Here is a 17,014-nt window from a genome sequence, read left to right as displayed (position 1 = left end):
AAAGATAGAAAACTACGATAAATGTGAAGCGACCACCAAAAATTAGATTTTTGGTGGTCGCTTCAATACGTTTCGCATCTCGTTTTTTTTTATTGTAAACAAGTGGTATTCATTGAAATACTCAATCTTCAATCAGTTCTTTGACGACTTCATAATCGCCTTTATAAGGAACATCTATCCCATTGATTTTTTGATAAGGATCGACTCCTTTTCCAGCGACTACAACGGAATCTTCAGGATTGCTGATCGCTAATGCTTGTCTGATCGCTTCTGGACGATCCATTTCATAGTGAACTTCAAGCTCAGCATTAGTGATAGCTGCATTGATTTCTTCAGCGATTTTTTGTGGATCTTCAAACGCTGGATCATCCGCTGTTAAAAAGACGACGTCAGCTGTTTCTGATAATACTTTTCCGAAATCCTGACGGCGAGAAACTGCTTTGTTGCCGGGGCTACCTAGAACAACGATGACCCGACCCTTCGGATGTTCTTTTTTGGCAAATTCTAATAATGTTTTTAAACTGAGATAATTATGTGCATAATCGACATAAACATGACTGCCATTTTTTTGGATCAACTGATCCATCCGTCCAGGCACACGTGCTGCTTTGAGTCCTTTTTGGGCATCCTCAATGGAGGCGCCAGTCAACGCAGCCGCAATGATAGCACTTGCTGCATTTTCTTGGTTGAAATCACCGGCTAATTGGATCTCATAGTCTGCTTCGATATCAAGTTTTCCGTTGTGTTTGATCAAGTGAAAGGCATGGTTCCCTGAAGTTAAACTTTTTACTTCATAATCAGATTCGGCAGAACGTCCATAAGTGATGTAAGGGACGTTTGCTAACTCAGCCGTTTCCTGTAAAAGATCGAAATGATCACTTTCATGATCTAAAATCACAGTTTTAGAATTTAAAATCAATTGACGTTTGCAATAGAAATAATCATCAAAAGTTGGATGTTCAATGGGGCTGATATGATCAGGAGAGATGTTCAGGAAGATTCCTACATCTAGCGTTAAACCATATACCCGTTGCGTTTTGTAAGCTTGTGAGGATACTTCCATCACTAAATGTGTCATGCCATTTTTTACCGCTTCCGCCATCATGCGATACAAGTCTAACGATTCAGGTGTTGTTAGATGGGATTTAAAAAAAGTTTGCCCGTCTAGAGTCGTGTTCATCGTTGAAAGCAACGCTGTTTTATTGTTTGTCGCATGATCTAAAACGGCTTTGGTAAAATAAGCTGCCGTTGTTTTTCCCTTAGTTCCAGTGTAGCCGATCACTTGCAATTGATTTTGGGGATACTGATAAAAAGCCATGGAAAGGATCGCCATCGCTTTGCGAATATCAGTCACGATGATACCAGTTGCTGTATTTTCGTAAGGCTGTTCAGCAACGTAGTAGCTCAAACCATTCGAGATCGCACTTGTTAAATATTCTTCTTTGAAATTCAGACCTTTACAAAAAAACAACGTTTCATGATCTACTTGGCGTGAGTCATAACTTAACTTTTTGAATACAAATTGCTCAGGAGCATCTAAATGCCAACCTTGAACAGAAACAAATTCTTTTAATAAATTTTCTTTGATCAATAATTTACGGATATCTTCTAAAGAGAAGCGCATTGAATCATCCCTCACTTTATTATTCATTGGGTTCTGATTTATTATAGCATACTTCAAAAGAGTTGCTAAAAAGGGAATCAGCTATCTAAAAAGAGAATAGGAAAGAGAAAAAAACTCAAAACGACCGAACGTGTTGAGCTTTTTCTCTTTTTTATATAAAAATTGCTTGTTACTTGCCTAGCATTACTGACCTATCCGAAACGAACCCATAACACATTGTTCCAACAGAACAGTTCTTGATTTTTTGCACGTAATCCTTGAATCAACAGTGAGAGCATCACGCCTCTAGATCATTTGTGATCGGATAGATCCGTCCCAATAGCTTTAAGAATAGTGAACTTAAAACGATAGAAAATAAGACATAGAGGGTTTCCCGTAATCCAAACACAAGATAATTCAACCAAACAATGACCAGATTTGTTAAGAGTAATCCTTTAGAAACCGGGATACGAAAGAACTTTTGGAGGATGATTGGTGGGATTGTCACGCCACCGTTTGATGCACCAACTGTATAAAGCGTATAGACACCCGTACTAAAAAGTAGACTTCCCATGATCAACGAAAGAAGATGAGAATAAAAAATCGGTGTTTTAGGAATCACATCTAACACAAGTGGAAAGAGCAAACTACCAAATACTGCTTTAATGAAGATCATTTTTCCTAATAAGAGTATAGCTAATAGTAGCATGATGACATTCACTGACCAAACCGTGATGGATCGTGGAATCAAAAAGGCGGTCTCAACTAAATGTCCGATCGCTCCGACTCCTGCTGAAGCAATGTCATGTGGCAGTAAAAACCAATTCAAACCAATGGCAATAAAAACGACACCTAGTAAAATGATCGGTGTTTTTTTCAATTCTTTCAGCATAAGCGCATCCTCCGTTCGCTAATTATAGAACTAGTATAGCATAAGAAAAAAACAACTCGTTAGTAATTATAAATGTTAAATAATAACGAACATTATTGAGGAGAAACTTTATGATAGCTAGAAAGAAAACGTTATCTTAAAAATGTTGAATTTACAGAAAAATCACACAAAAAAGATTGCCAGTTTTCCTTTTTACTATTAAACTGTTAGTAATGTTTTGAAGAAAGTTGGAATCTGATCGATGACTAATCAACGAAAACCAGCAATGGAAAATTTAACACCTCAAGAAAAAATGGCTCGTGGCTCTGCTTGGATGACAGCTAGTAATATCATATCCCGGTTACTCGGGGCTATCTACATTATCCCTTGGTACGCTTGGATGGGGGAGAATGCGAAAGCTGCTAATGGATTATTCAATATGGGCTACAATATTTATGCTTTGTTCCTATTGATTTCGACAGCTGGGATTCCGGCGGCGATCGCCAAGCAAACCGCTCGCTACAATTCATTAAATGAATATGGGACTTCTCGGCGTTTATTTATTCGAGCATTACAGATGATGGGTGTACTAGGACTCTTATTTTCATTATTTATGTATGTGGCTTCGCCTTGGCTCTCACATGCTTCTGGTGGCGGAGCAGAATTGATTCCAACGATGCGATCACTCAGTATCGCGGTACTTGTTTTTCCTTGTATGAGTGTTATACGAGGGTATTTCCAAGGAAACCAAGAAATGATGCCGTATGCACTTTCCCAAATCGTGGAACAAGTCGCACGGATCTTTTACATGTTGCTTGCGACCTTTATTATTATGAAAGTCATGAAAGGCGATTATGTCACAGCAGTTACTCAGTCGACTTTTGCTGCATTTATCGGAATGTTAGCAAGTATTTTGGTTTTGCTGTATTTTTTGAAAAAACAACAGGCGTATTCAGCGGCACGTGTCCAGTATAGTCATAACCAAGTCAACGTAGCGACAAAAGAATTGTTACTAGATACGATCAAAGAAGCGATTCCGTTTATTATTGTTGGGTCAGGAGTGACGATCTTTAAATTGGTGGATCAGTTCACCTTTATTAAAATCATGTCAGCAACGACGGAATATTCCAAAGATCAGTTATTGGATTTGTTTTCAATTTTCAGTGCAAACCCAGATAAATTGACGATGGTCGTGATTGCGCTTGCTACTTCCATCGCTTCTACTGGATTGCCGTTGATCACCGAAGCGGTGACGATCAAAGATCATCGTGGTTTAGCGAAACTGACGAGTGGTAATTTACAATTGTTTTCGTTCTTTATGTTTCCTGCTACCTTTGGCGTAATCCTGCTAGCCTATCCTTTAAATACGTTGTTTTATGCACCTGATAAACTAGGAAGTCACGTGTTGATCCAAGCCAGTTTTGTGGGGCTGTTCCTTGGTCTATATATGTTAGTTTCCAATATGCTTCAAGGGATGTTTGAAAATGCCGCAGCGATCCGTTATCTTGCAATCGGTTTTGTCGTGAAGGTGATCTTGCAATATCCAGCGATTCGTCTGTTTGAAGTCTATGGTCCACTATTTGCGACGATGATCGGTTTTGCTGTTTCTTGCACGTTGATTTTAAAAAAGATGCGCCAAGTTGCACGTTTCAAACCAAGTTTTGTTTGGCGGAGAACACTATTGATTTTTATTTTGACACTGATCATGCTGGCAGCAGCTGGGGTCACGAAGTCTGTTTTCGGTTTATTCCTCAATCAAGATAGTAAAATTCAGTCATTGTTCTTGATTTTATTTGTAGCTGGTGTTGGCGGTACGGTGTACGCATACTTAGCGTTAAAAATTCGATTAGCAGAACGTCTTTTAGGGCCAAGTATGGTTCGATTACGCCATCGGTTAAGGATCAAGTAGTAAATAAAATTTGAAAAAAGAAGTTAGGAATAATGTTCCCTATTATCCCTTAACTTCTTTTTTCAATCAAATGGAGGAAAAGCATGCGATTAGACAAATTTTTAGCGGATGTCGGATTAGGCAGTCGCAAAGAAGTCAAGGCACTGATTAAAAAAGGGCACATCAAAGTGAACGATCAAACCATTAAAAGTGACAAATTCCAAGTAGATGAATGGAAGGATCAAGTGACTTATGAAGGCGAACAGTTCATTTACCAAAAAGATTTTTATTATATCCTCAATAAACCAGCTGGAGTAATTTCAGCCACTCAAGACAACTACGATCAAACAGTGCTTGATCTATTCGATGATACTTCTTATCGGGAAGATCTTTTTCCTGTCGGGCGTTTAGATAAAGATACAGAAGGTTTATTGGTTGTGACAAATGATGGCGGCTTGGCGCACCGTTTACTTTCCCCAAAAAAACACGTCGAAAAAGAGTACTTCGCTGAAGTTAACGGTATCATGACCGAAGCCGATGTACAGGCATTTAGTCAAGGATTGACGATTGATGGTGGCGAAGAAACCAGACCTGCTCAGTTATCGATTGTTTCAGTCAATTCGGAAGATGAAACATCGGTGATTCGCTTGATCCTGCATGAAGGAAAATTCCATCAAGTCAAACGGATGGTCAAAGCCGTAGGAAAAGAAGTCACTTATCTTAAAAGAATCCGAATGGGGAACTTCCTGCTCCCAGAAGACTTAGCGCTCGGCGAATACCGACCAATGACAGCTGAAGAAGTCAAGCAGTTAGAGGGAAAGGAAATGTAATCGAACGAAATACAATGAAGAAACAAAAGCCAGCTAGTTTTTTTTAGGCTCATTGTCAAATGATAAAATGATAGTTAGGGTATCTTTGATAAGCTAAGTAAAAGACATCTTGAATCCTTCGATGAATTGGTTCGCCCAATTCATTCTAAAGGAGTTCAGGGTGTCTTTTCTATTTTTTGAATCCTAAAAAAGATGTTGGCGAATTTCACCAACATAAAAAAGTATAGAATCGTTATTTATAGAGAGATCAGGTTAATACTAGCTTTGAAGTCAAGAAATAGCGCTTGTTTTTACTTTAATTATTTGATTAGTGTACAATATAACGTACAATATTTTTGTAGAAATAAAAAAGAAGTGAAGGGAATGGAAGCAGTAGCTTATTCAAATTTCCGTCGAAACTTACGTAGTTATATGAAACAAGTGAATGAAGATGCCGAAACGCTTATTGTAACAAGTAAAGATGTAGAAGATACTATTGTTGTATTATCGAAAAGAGATTATGATTCTATGCAAGAAACGTTGAGAACACTTTCTAATAATTACGTTATGGAAAAAATTCGTCGAGGTGATGAGCAATTTTCTAAAGGTGCATTTAAGACACATGACTTAATCGAGGTTGGATCTAATGATTAAGGCTTGGTCTGGTGATGCTTGGGATGATTATCTTTATTGGCATGAACAAGGAAATAAAAGCAACATAAAAAAAATTAACAAGTTAATAAAAGATCTCGATCGTTCTCCCTTTGCTGGATTAGGAAAGCCCGAACCATTAAAGCATGATCTATCTGGAAAATGGTCAAGAAGAATTACCGATGAACATAGATTGAATATATAGAGTTGAAAATGAGACGATATTTATTTATTCTGCAAAAGATTACTATTAGTAAATTGAAAGTATGTAAAGAGGTCATGAAAGAAGCGATCAGCTCTGAGTGAATAAGCGATGATTTTCTAAAATAGCTTCTCCTATTTTAGAAAATCATCGCTTATTGTTGAGGAGTTGCTTCTTGAGCGCTGTGGATAACGTCATGAAAACATCAATGTTAGGATCAGTGATTATGATCAACTAGCATTTGTTGTATGATAGTAGCATTTTTTAAGTATGCTAAGATTGTTTGCTGGTTCTCTCTCTGCATTTCTTCAATGATTTTTGGATCAGTATCAAATAGATAAGCGACAACTATTGCATGAGTGGTTTGCTCGCTAATCATAGCACGAGTCGAGTCTGAGGTCGGACTACCAAAAGCGCCTTTTGTATCACTTAATAGCAAAAGGTTTTCTAGATTGATCATTTTTTTTCCAATACCAGCGTATTCTTCATTCTCTACACCTTTAGATAAAATGATTGGCTCTTGGATATGTTTTAAATCATAACTGCCAAAAGGCAAATGATACTTCAAGGATAAGTAGTTATTTAAATCTACTAAAGTATTGACTTGATAAAGATCATTTCCTTTTACAGCTCGACGCCATAAACTATCAGATGAAGGACGGAAACGAGCAGGATCTTTTCCTAACGTTTTATATAATTTTTTTGTAGCAATTATATTGGAATCCTCACGAATGGTTTCTAAAGTATCTTGATCTCTGATTTGTTTAATTAATGGATTGATTTTTTCTGTCCATAGCTTTTGATTTAAAGTAGTATTTGTAAATTCAATTTCTGTAACATATAGTTTAATTTCTTTAGGTATATTGTCGGTGATTTTAAACATCATTTTATTTAACCTCTTTCCTGTCTAGTACAACTAACTATCATAGCGAAGCGTTAACCAGCTATTTCCAAAAATAAGTAGTGTACCAAGCAAAAATTCCCCTAATAAATTTAAAAAGATTTCTATAATTGGTTGTGATAAGAAAAATAAACCAGAATTACTAGCACTAACTAAAGTGTACAACATGCTTACCACCTCAAATACTTGCTGCTAAACTAAGCATAATTAGTTCAATCATTTTTTGATATTTAGTTGTAAATTCGCCAACTAACGAATTACTGGAGCATCACATTTATTAATGGTAGATAGATTATATTAGGCAGAGTTCCTTTCTATAAAGCATTCTTTACGAGCATAGCTGATCATAAATATAAAAAATTAAGTTTGAAAAAATAGAGGAGGATATAAATAATTTGTAACGAATGGAGGATACTAAACGACATACTAGTTTTTTATTTTTATATTTGTATCTGTCATATATAAATTATACGCTCGCTTTTATTATTTGTCTCTTACGGGAGATTCTAACTGATAAAAATATGTTGTGGAAGAAGAAAATCGATGTTCACTCTCAGAGAGAAGTTATACCAATTGAAAAAGGAAAGAATGATTGATGTAGTCATATAGTTGTACAAACTATCCTTTTAATGAGCGGCTGATTTTTCTGCATGTTCGACTTCTTTATCTATACCTAACACCCTTTTTTATGCTCATTTCATCCGTGTTTATTTAGAAATTACTGCCATTAGCCAACGATTTTTTTGAAAAAATTAATCGCTAAAATTGAACCTCTGCCTAATTTTGTTATCTATATTTTGTATCATTTTATCTATAATTTGTTTATTTATTCCTTTTGTTGTAAGCGCTATAATTGGCTTGTGAATGACACGAAAGGAGTTTTACGATGAAAAAAAGAAAGGGGTTAAATCATTTTTTTGCTAATCTATGGCGCTACAAAGCTTTAGTACTGATGGCTGTGCCGGGGATGCTATGGATGATTTTTTTCTTTTATATCCCAGTATTAGCAAACGTAGTAGCATTTAAAAACTTCCATATTTCTGCTGACGGGTTTTTAGCTAGTTTAAGAGAAAGCCCTTGGGTTGGTTGGGAAAATTTCCGCTTCTTATTTACTTCTGATCAAGCTTTCTTGATCACTAAAAACACCATTTTATATAATGTTACTTTTATTCTTTTGAATTTATTGATTTCCGTTGTTTTTGCCATCATTATGAGTGAATTACGGAATAAACGACTGGTAAAAGTTTACCAAACAATGTCGTTACTTCCTTACTTTCTATCATGGGTCATCATTGGGTATTTTGTTTATGCCTTCTTGAGTCCTGACAAAGGAATCTTTAATCAGTGGATCACTGGGCATGGTGGAGAAGCGATCAACTGGTATAACGAACCGAAGTATTGGCCGTTTATTCTTGTCTTTATCGGCACGTGGAAAGGGATTGGCTATAACAGTATCATTTATTTTGCTTCTGTTATGGGGATCGATCCTACTTATTATGAAGCAGCGATGGTGGATGGTGCCAGCAAATGGCAACAAATCAAACATGTGACGATTCCACAATTGATTCCGTTGATGACGATCTTAACGATTCTAGCTGTCGGGAATATTTTCCGAGCAGACTTTGGTTTATTCTACAATATCCCGAGAAATTCCGGGGCACTTTATGATGTCACACAAGTATTGGATACTTACATTTATAATGGCTTGACCTCTACTGGTGACTTTGGAATGACAGCTGCAGCGGGATTGTATCAATCCGTTGTCGGGTTTGTTCTATTGATGATCACAAATACGATTGCTCGTCGTTTCGACAGCGAATCAGCATTGTTCTAGGGAGGAGAAAGAAATGAAAAAAAAGAAAGTCGAACGAGTACAGATTCGTTCATTTAACAAAACAACCAATTTTTTCTCTAACTTGTTGATCGCATTGTTTGCTCTTTCTTGCATCTTACCGTTTCTATTCGTGATTGCGATTTCTTTTACGAAAGAATCCGCTTTGACACAATATGGCTACAGTTTTTGGCCAAAAGAATTTAGTACATTTGGGTATACTTACTTATTCGGTCAAATGCAAGACAAGATTTTCCAAGCTTTATTTGTGACGATCCTTGTCACTGTTCTAGGGACTTTGATCAATAGTACGGCGACTTCTTTATATGCTTATGCGATTTCACGATCAAACTTCCCATTTCGGCGCTTCTTTACCGTATTTTGTTTGATCACGATGTTGTTCTCACCAGGGATGGTTGCGAACTATTTAGTAATGACAAATCTCTTGCAGTTAAAAGATACGATCTGGGCATTGATTTTGCCAATGGCGGTTAGTCCGTTCAATATCATCGTGATGCGAACGTTCTTCAAACGCTCGGTTTCAGATTCGATCATTGAATCTGCAAGAATTGATGGGGCTAGTGAGCTGCGAATCTTTGTGCAAATCGTTTTACCGCTGGCAATTCCAGGGATTGCAACGATCAGTTTGTTTGCCGCCTTAGGGTATTGGAATGATTGGTTTAATGCGTTGCTTTATATTCAAGATGATAAACTGGTTCCTTTGCAATATTTATTGATGAAGATCCAAAGCAATATTCAATATTTGACACAAAATTCAGGAGCGGGCAGTCAATTGACAGGCGGACTTGCTTCTGTTCCGGGAGAATCAGCTCGAATGGCGATCGTCGTGATTTCTACTTTGCCGATTGCGATCAGCTACCCATTCTTCCAGAAACATTTTGTTAAAGGATTAACGATTGGTGGAGTAAAAGAGTAATGCAATAAAAATATAAAACAATTTAGGAGGAAGAAAAATGAAGTTATGGAAGAAATTAGCCTTTACTGGCGTTTCTGCAATGATGGTTGGAACATTGGCAGCCTGCGGATCGGGGACAAAAGAAAAAGCTGAAGCAAGTGATTCAACAACCCTTCAAATGTATCAAATCGGTGATAAACCAGAGAATTTCGATCAGTTGATGGACATTGCAAATAAACGGATCGAAGATAAAATCGGAGTCAAAGTCAATATCAACTACATCGGTTGGGGCGATTACGAGAAGAAAATGAATGTCATTATCTCTTCTGGTGAAAACTACGATATTGCCTTTGCCAACAACTATGTATCAAATGCGCAAAAGGGTGCATTTACTGATTTGACAGAATTAGCACCAAAATATGCGAAAGAAGCGTATGATTCTTTAGATGAAGCGTATATCAAAGGGAATTTAGTTAACGGAAAATTGTATGCCTTTCCAGTAAATGGCAACGTGTTTGCCCAACAAGTGTTGACTTTCAACAAGCCGTTATTAGACAAATACAATTTATCGATTGATGGGATCGAATCTTATCAGGATGCGGAAAAAGTGTTACAAGAATTCCATAAAAAAGATCCAAATACAGCTGCTTTTGCGATTGGACAAGGATTTAAGGTCCAAGGAGATTTCGATTATCCATTAGGGAATACATTACCATTTGCGGTTGATTTGAATGGCGATGACACTAAGATCATCAATCAATACGACAACAAAACGTTTATCGAATTATTACGTACGATGCACAGCTGGTATAAACAAGGATTGATTCCTAGCGATGCTGCTACTAGTAATAAAGATTACCCACTTGAAGGGAATACTTGGTTAATGCGTGGCGAAACGCAAGGACCATACGATTATGGCGATACGATCTTGACTAATGCAGCGAAACAAGAATTGGTTTCAAAAGCAATCACTGTTCCATTGAAATCAACTGGACAAGCACAAATGGCCAACTTTGTCGTATCAAATACCTCTAAAAACAAAGAAAAATCAGTTGAATTTTTAGGTTTATTAAATAGCGATCCAGAATTATTGAATGGTTTAGTTTGGGGTATCGAAGGCGAAGCATGGAAAAAAGATGGCGATGACAAGATCAAATTATTAGATGGGTACCAACCAAACATGCACATGTCTGCTTGGAATACCGGTAACAATGAAATCTTATACACACAAGATACGATCACAGATGAAATGATCGCTGAAAGAGATAAATCAATCGAAGAAGCAAAAACTTCTCCAATCTTAGGCTTTAGTTTCAATACAGATAGCGTAAAAACAGAACTAAGTAATATCTCAAATGTCATGAATCAATACCTAGATGGATTAAATACTGGGACAGTTGATCCTGATGAAACATTACCAAAACTAAAAGATGCTTTGAACAGAGCAGGTTATGACAAAGTATTAACAGAAATGCAAAAACAATATGATGCATTTCGTAAGGAAAGTAAATAATTCAAGGAACTGAATCAGTTTCTAGAAAGAAGCAGAACTTTTTCCGAAATTTGCATGTCGAATTTTTGGAGAGTTCTGCTTTTTGATTAGTGTCCGAAGAAATGAAAGAAAAGCAACCAAGTAGCTAAAAGTTCATTAGGTTTTTTATCAAACTGGTTCTTTTACTTTTTTACTACTCTTGTATAATGAAAGGGAATACAATGTTTTTAATGGAGGGAATCGCATGTTAGGTAAAGCACTAGAAACATTATTTATCAGAGTGTGGGTGGTCATGAAATTAACTTTTTATTTTTGGATCTATACACTGATGGGAGCCATCGTATTAGGGATTGGACCTGCTTATAAAACAGTCAACGAATTGTTTTATCTTTATGGTTTTGAATATAAAGAGATTACGTTTAAACGAGGGTGGGAATCATTTAAACAAACATTTGTCCGTGGAAATGTGTTGTTTGGTTTATTTTTAGCGGGGACATTTTTGCTTGGCTATAATTTATACTTATCTGTTCAAATTCAAGGCATTCTTTTTTTGATTACTGATTTTATCCTGATTTTTAGTTTACTTTATATTTACTCCACTTATCAGTATAGCTTGATTTTAGATAGTGAATACGAAATTTCGATTCCTAACCTACTTAAGTTAAGTTTTGTTTCAGGCTTTTCCAGTTTTTCGACCTTTTTGAAATTGTTGATTGGCGGAGGCATTATTTTTTGGCTAACTTGGAATTATAAAGGATTGATTCTCTTTGGTGTGATTGGCTTATTGACTGTTTGGAATGGGCTGGTAACCAAACAATGGCGGGAAAAACTGGATATGCAGTTAGAAAGCTATGAATAAATGGCGTATTTTATTTTCACAAGGAACACTTCTGAATCGTCTTTTCCGAAAATATGCGCTCGTCCTGATTTTATTAACAACGGTGGCGACTGCTATCATCAGTGTTCATACGTGGGTACAAACGCAAGAGCAAGCCAAGCGAACGACAAGTGAGGCGTTACAAAGTACCAGTCGTACACTGAACGATAAAACGACACTAAGTAAAATCATTAAAGACCAATTGTTGGGGAACTCTGATAAAATCGAGAATGCGACTACTTATCTGACAAAACCGATCAATGAATATTTGATGTACGCTTATGATCAACAACAAAAAACGACCGATTTTGTCTCTTTTCCTTATCTAATGAGAGATATTTATGTCAGCTATGAGGAAGTCAGCTCCGTCTATGTTGTTTTCAGTCAATTGCCTGAGTATCTGGAATCTTCTAGAGCAAATAAAGGTGGGGTGATTAAAAGTGGTACGCCTAAATTGACAGATGCGTTTTATATCAAAATGTCGATCACGCAAGGTGGAAGCGAAGTCGGGAGCATGTTCGTCGGTTTTGAAAAAGCGGAATTGGATGCGGCATTAAAGAGTTTGAATACCTTTAGCGGCTTATCATTGTATATGATCTCTGGTACCACCAACCGTTTATACACATTCCATGATCAAGGAATGACAAAGGATAAACTAGCAACCCAAGAACAATTGATTACAACCAGCCTTCAAGAAAATTCCACTTTGCCACTGATAAACCTTGAAAAAAATAATTTCATCCAGTACCAACAATTACCCGATGATTACCGGATATTGGCTACTTTAGATCGTTCGATGGTTAGACGAGCGGTTATCCAAGATTTAGCACCATTGATTTTCGGTGTATTTCTATTAGATGTCAGTCTGTTATTCTTTTTATACCAAACCTTCAAGCGCTATTCGCAACAAGTAGATCTCGTGATGGATGCAATGAATGAAACGGCCAAAGGGAATTTGGAGACGCGGATCGATACGACCCAAACGGAATATGAATTAAAAGACCTTTCTATAGGGATCAATGAGATGTTGGATAGCATCAACCAATATGTTGAAGATATCTATAAATTGGAAATCAAACAGCAAGATGCCCACATGCGTGCATTACAAGCACAAATCAATCCTCATTTTCTCTATAACACGTTAGAGTATATTCGGATGTATGCATTAAGTGAAGGCAGCGAAGAATTGGCAGATGTGGTGTATGCTTTTTCGGCCTTGTTGCGAAACAATACTAATCAAGAAAAGACGATCAGTTTAAAGGAAGAACTGGACTTTTGCGAAAAATATGTCTATTTATATCAGATGCGTTACCCCAACCGGATCGCCTATCATTTTTCCATTGATCCATCATTAGCAAGTATCGAAGTACCGAAGTTTGTGATTCAACCATTGATCGAAAATTATTTTAAACATGGGGTCGATTTTACACGTTTTGATAATGCCTTAAGCGTGAAAGTGTTTCGTGAAGGGCAGCGAGTCCAGATTATTGTGAAGGATAACGGCAAAGGGATCACACCGGAACGCTTAGCAGAGATCGAATCAAGATTGGCGCATCCTAAAGTCGAATTGTATCAATCGATTGGATTGCAAAATGTGAATGAACGTTTGCGTGCTAGTTTTGGACATAGTTATCAGATGAAGCTAAGTACCAATCAAGAAGGAGGATTGTCTGTCACTATTACATTTAAAGAAAAGGGGTAGGAACATGTACCGAGTGTTATTAGTCGACGATGAATATATGATCTTGGCAGGGTTGCAAAAAATTGTTGATTGGGCAAGTTTGGGATTTCAGGTAGTCGCAACGGCAGAAAACGCGATGCAAGGATTGTCTGTTTTAGAAAATCAATCCATTGATTTAGTTATAACAGATGTCACGATGCCCGAAATGAATGGTTTAGAATTTATCGAGGCGGCTCAAAAGGAACATCATGCGTTTGAATTTATGATTCTTTCTGGTTATCAGGAATTTGATTATTTAAAAAGTGGGATGCAATTAGGGGCCATCAATTACTTGATGAAGCCAGTTAATAAAACCGAACTGATTGCTAGTTTAACCAAAGTGAAGCAGCAATTAGATCATCAAATTGAACAGAAAAACCAGCAAGAAATCTATCAAGAAGTCCTTTTTAGTCAGTGGCTCAATGAAGAATTAGATGAAGTGAGTGAAGAAGAGATTTTAGACAAAATCGGAGGGAAACAACGAAGAGTTTTACTCGCTCAAGTGTCTAGATCCGTCGGGAAATCAGTGAATCAGTGGCTGAAAAACCACCAAGAACTTTTTTATTATCAACGAAACTTTGGAGACATGGAACGCTTTACTTTGTTGCTGGAAGAAGCGTCAGTTTCTGCATTTTGCCGCTTCATTCAAGAGAAGAGTATGGAAGAAAACTGGTTGATCAGTATTGGAGATGAAACAGCAGATCCTGATAAGATCCCTGAGAGTTATCAACATGCCAAAGATAATTTACAACTGCATCAATTCTACGGTGAAAAAGACCAACATATCTTTTTTGCCGAACAAGAAGCAGCAAAAGAACAGGCAATTGATTTTTCTTCGTTTAATCGTGTGTTGAAAAGCGGGCAATTGGCTAGTGCCCAACAAATGATCACTCAATTTTTTGATCAATTCCAAACTGCTGTGATGACACCGGATGATATCCGTCATTTTAGTTTTTTGTTGTTTATGGATATCCACCGGGAATTGATTCGGCTAGAAGACGATGAATATTTAAAAGGGATTCAACAGATCAATCAAGCAAAAACAGTCCAAGAACTGCATCAACTCTTACTATCTTTGATCAAGGAACAGCAAAAACAAGTCCGATATAGCGAGAATGTCGAACGAGTGATGACGATCTTACACGAACACTACCGAGAACCTTTAACCTTGAAAGAAGTTTCAGAAAGCCTGCATTTGAATGTGATGTATTTGGGGCAATTATTCAAAAAAGAAACGAAAAAAAGTTTTTCAACTTATTTAAATCATCTCAGAATGGAACAAGCGAAATGGTTGCTGCTGCATAGTAATCAAAATATCAATGAAATTTCTAGCGAGATCGGCTACAACAACACAACCTATTTTTCAAAGTTGTTCAAAAAAATCGTCGGCAAGTCACCAAAAGAATATCGTGAAAAGAATGGAATGATCGTATAAAATCAGCTACTGTGGTTCAGAGGAAAGTGCTCATTACCCTCATCAAGTAAATCCAAGGTGCCGCATGTCTTGAAGCTTGTTTAAATTAGTATAATTCGGTACAATTTTTCTAGATGATGTTCAGAATGTTGAAAGAAAGCGAGCATGAAACTTTCTTTTTTCTGGTTGGTGAAAAGAGGATGCAGGATGGATTTTTTACGTAAATATGGATTTTATTTTTTATTGTCAGGAGTAGTAAGTGATTTTCTGACGCCGTATGTTTTAGGGATTTTTTATCCCAAACTTAATCAAATGACTGCTGTGATCAGTCTTTTTGGGGATGTTGGTAGTCCCGTACGAAAAGCATTTTTGATTTGGTCGGTCATATCTGGCTGCTTGTATGTTTTGGCAATGCCAGCGTTATATCAAGCTTTTGTTACTACTTCAAAACCACTTGCTCTATTAGTGACAGCTGCCATCGGTCTATATGGTGTCACAGATTGTATTTTTACCGGGTTATTTAGTGTGGACACGAACGAAACTTCTTGGAATTTTTCGACTTGGATCCACAATCTTGGTTCAGGGATTGGGTATGGTGGATTTATTTTGTTCCCTTTATTTGTTTTCTTATTGTATCGCAAAATGGGCGATGCGCAATTAACTCAATCGTTTTTTATTTTACTAGTTGCCAGTTTGGTTTTTGCAGGAATTTATGGCGCAGCACGTATTCCCGGATTAAATCAATTGCCGGTTTTGAATCAGTTAGGTTTTTGTCAACGGATCAGTTTTTTCTTTAATTATTTACCAATTGTGTGGTTAAGTATCTTACACATTAGGGCATAGCGGACTGTAGCCCTAACTAAATGCTGGAAATTAGTAAAACTGATTGAAACCACAGGATAAATGTGTCAGACTAAACCTTGACCGCACATCGTGATGTGCAAATGTATATCGTAGGGGAGTCTAATGAAAGACATGAGAAATATCAAATTAACGATCGAATATGATGGGAAACGTTACTCAGGCTGGCAACGTCTGGGAGATGACGATAAAACGATCCAAGGCAAAATCGAAGCAATCATCTCACAGATGACTGGAGAAAAAATGGAGATCATTGGATCGGGGCGCACGGATTCTGGGACACATGCCAGAGGACAAGTGGCAAACTTTAAAACGACTTCTCAAATGAGTCGTAATGAAATGCTAACTTTTCTCAACCGCTATTTACCAAGAGATATCGTGATCAAAAAAGTGGAAGAAATGCCTGAACGCTTTCATGCTCGATACAATGCGACAGGGAAAAAATATAGCTATTATGTGTGGAATAATCCCATTCCAACTGTTTTTGAACGAAATCATAGTTTCTATTTTCCACAAGAACTAGACCTGGAAAAAATGAATGAAGCTTGTCAAAAACTAATGGGAAGTCATGATTTTATCGGTTTTTCTGCCTTGAAAAAATCAAAAAAATCAACAGTTCGTACGATCCATGAGCTCTCAATCGAACAAGAAGGCGGCATGTTGCACTTTACCTTTGTGGGCAATGGCTTTTTGTATAAGATGGTTCGGATCTTGATGGGTACACTCTTGGAAATCGGTACAGGAAAGTTACCCGTTTCGGCGATTGATGATATTTTTGAGAATAAAGTAAGACAACAGGCAGGAGAAACCGTGCCGGCACATGGTTTATTTTTAGACGAAGTGTATTACCAATAAACATTCATATCAAATAGAATAAACTGAGAGAGTCGTTTGATTGCCTGTAGCAGGCAAAAGAATGGCTGTCTCAGTTTTTTTGAGTAGCCTACTCTCTCCCACGACTCCTCTAAGCGGTCTATT

General features: G+C 37.1%; 14 protein-coding genes and 1 pseudogene. 12 read left to right on the top strand and 3 right to left on the bottom strand.

Translation table 11 applies throughout. The features are described from left to right. Positions 1-121 precede the first annotated feature (121 nt). Positions 122-1,624, bottom strand: coding sequence for a UDP-N-acetylmuramoyl-L-alanyl-D-glutamate--L-lysine ligase (locus AB5M32_RS11425; protein ID WP_178287089.1), 1,503 nt, complete (start codon positions 1,622-1,624; stop codon positions 122-124). Positions 1,625-1,901: 277 nt separating this feature from the next. After that, complete coding sequence (locus AB5M32_RS11420; RefSeq protein WP_010721018.1) at positions 1,902-2,495, bottom strand: YitT family protein; 594 nt, start codon at positions 2,493-2,495, stop codon at positions 1,902-1,904. Between the two features lie 241 nt (positions 2,496-2,736). Here AB5M32_RS11420 and AB5M32_RS11415 point away from each other — a divergent pair, with 241 nt between their 5' ends. The 4 genes and pseudogenes from AB5M32_RS11415 to AB5M32_RS11400 all read left to right on the top strand — a co-directional run bounded on the left by AB5M32_RS11415 (position 2,737) and on the right by AB5M32_RS11400 (position 6,076). Next, a complete protein-coding gene (locus AB5M32_RS11415) occupies positions 2,737-4,383 on the top strand; it encodes a polysaccharide biosynthesis protein (protein ID WP_178287091.1) in 1,647 nt (548 codons plus the stop codon). An 83-nt stretch (positions 4,384-4,466) separates the two neighbouring features. Further along, the gene (locus AB5M32_RS11410; protein WP_010721016.1) at positions 4,467-5,192 is read left to right on the top strand and encodes a pseudouridine synthase; all 726 of its coding nucleotides are present in this window, start codon (positions 4,467-4,469) and stop codon (positions 5,190-5,192) included. A gap of 363 nt (positions 5,193-5,555) precedes the next feature. Further along, positions 5,556-5,825 (top strand): type II toxin-antitoxin system Phd/YefM family antitoxin, encoded by a 270-nt coding sequence (locus AB5M32_RS11405; protein ID WP_178287093.1) that lies wholly within the window; start codon positions 5,556-5,558, stop codon positions 5,823-5,825. Beyond that, a pseudogene (locus AB5M32_RS11400) lies at positions 5,818-6,076 on the top strand (Txe/YoeB family addiction module toxin). Before AB5M32_RS11405 ends, AB5M32_RS11400 begins: the two are co-directional and overlap by 8 nt. Positions 6,077-6,241: 165 nt before the next feature. Here AB5M32_RS11400 and AB5M32_RS11395 read toward each other — a convergent pair. Continuing rightward, entirely contained in the window at positions 6,242-6,910 is a 669-nt protein-coding gene (locus AB5M32_RS11395) for a B3/4 domain-containing protein (protein ID WP_178287095.1), read from the bottom strand. 901 nt (positions 6,911-7,811) lie between these two features. Here AB5M32_RS11395 and AB5M32_RS11390 point away from each other — a divergent pair. The 8 genes from AB5M32_RS11390 to truA all read left to right on the top strand — a co-directional run bounded on the left by AB5M32_RS11390 (position 7,812) and on the right by truA (position 16,891). Beyond that, the gene (locus AB5M32_RS11390; RefSeq protein ID WP_010721015.1) at positions 7,812-8,759 is read left to right on the top strand and encodes a sugar ABC transporter permease; all 948 of its coding nucleotides are present in this window, start codon (positions 7,812-7,814) and stop codon (positions 8,757-8,759) included. A gap of 13 nt (positions 8,760-8,772) precedes the next feature. After that, a complete protein-coding gene (locus AB5M32_RS11385) occupies positions 8,773-9,693 on the top strand; it encodes a carbohydrate ABC transporter permease (RefSeq protein WP_010721014.1) in 921 nt (306 codons plus the stop codon). Between the two features lie 37 nt (positions 9,694-9,730). After that, positions 9,731-11,185, top strand: a complete 1,455-nt coding sequence (locus tag AB5M32_RS11380) for an ABC transporter substrate-binding protein (RefSeq protein WP_010721013.1) — start codon at positions 9,731-9,733, stop codon at positions 11,183-11,185. 223 nt (positions 11,186-11,408) lie between these two features. Then, positions 11,409-12,023 carry a YesL family protein gene (locus tag AB5M32_RS11375; RefSeq protein WP_178287097.1) on the top strand — a complete coding sequence of 205 codons (615 nt, stop codon included), beginning with the start codon at positions 11,409-11,411 and terminating at the stop codon, positions 12,021-12,023. Beyond that, positions 12,016-13,743, top strand: coding sequence for a sensor histidine kinase (locus AB5M32_RS11370; protein WP_034700488.1), 1,728 nt, complete (start codon positions 12,016-12,018; stop codon positions 13,741-13,743). Before AB5M32_RS11375 ends, AB5M32_RS11370 begins: the two co-directional genes overlap by 8 nt. 4 nt (positions 13,744-13,747) lie before the next feature. Further along, complete coding sequence (locus tag AB5M32_RS11365; protein WP_034867981.1) at positions 13,748-15,196, top strand: response regulator transcription factor; 1,449 nt, start codon at positions 13,748-13,750, stop codon at positions 15,194-15,196. 186 nt (positions 15,197-15,382) lie between these two features. Continuing rightward, entirely contained in the window at positions 15,383-16,018 is a 636-nt protein-coding gene (locus tag AB5M32_RS11360) for a DUF998 domain-containing protein (protein ID WP_010721009.1), read from the top strand. Between the two features lie 132 nt (positions 16,019-16,150). Further along, on the top strand, positions 16,151-16,891 hold the full coding sequence (gene truA / locus AB5M32_RS11355; protein ID WP_207414521.1) for a tRNA pseudouridine(38-40) synthase TruA: 741 nt from the start codon (positions 16,151-16,153) through the stop codon (positions 16,889-16,891). Positions 16,892-17,014: the final 123 nt, after the last annotated feature.

The organism is Enterococcus sp. C57 (genome assembly GCF_040887305.1).
Classification (GTDB): Bacteria; Bacillota; Bacilli; order Lactobacillales; family Enterococcaceae; genus Enterococcus_B; species Enterococcus_B hirae.
Note: the sequence above shows the minus strand (reverse complement) of the source record. Positions and strands in the feature narration are given on the sequence as shown.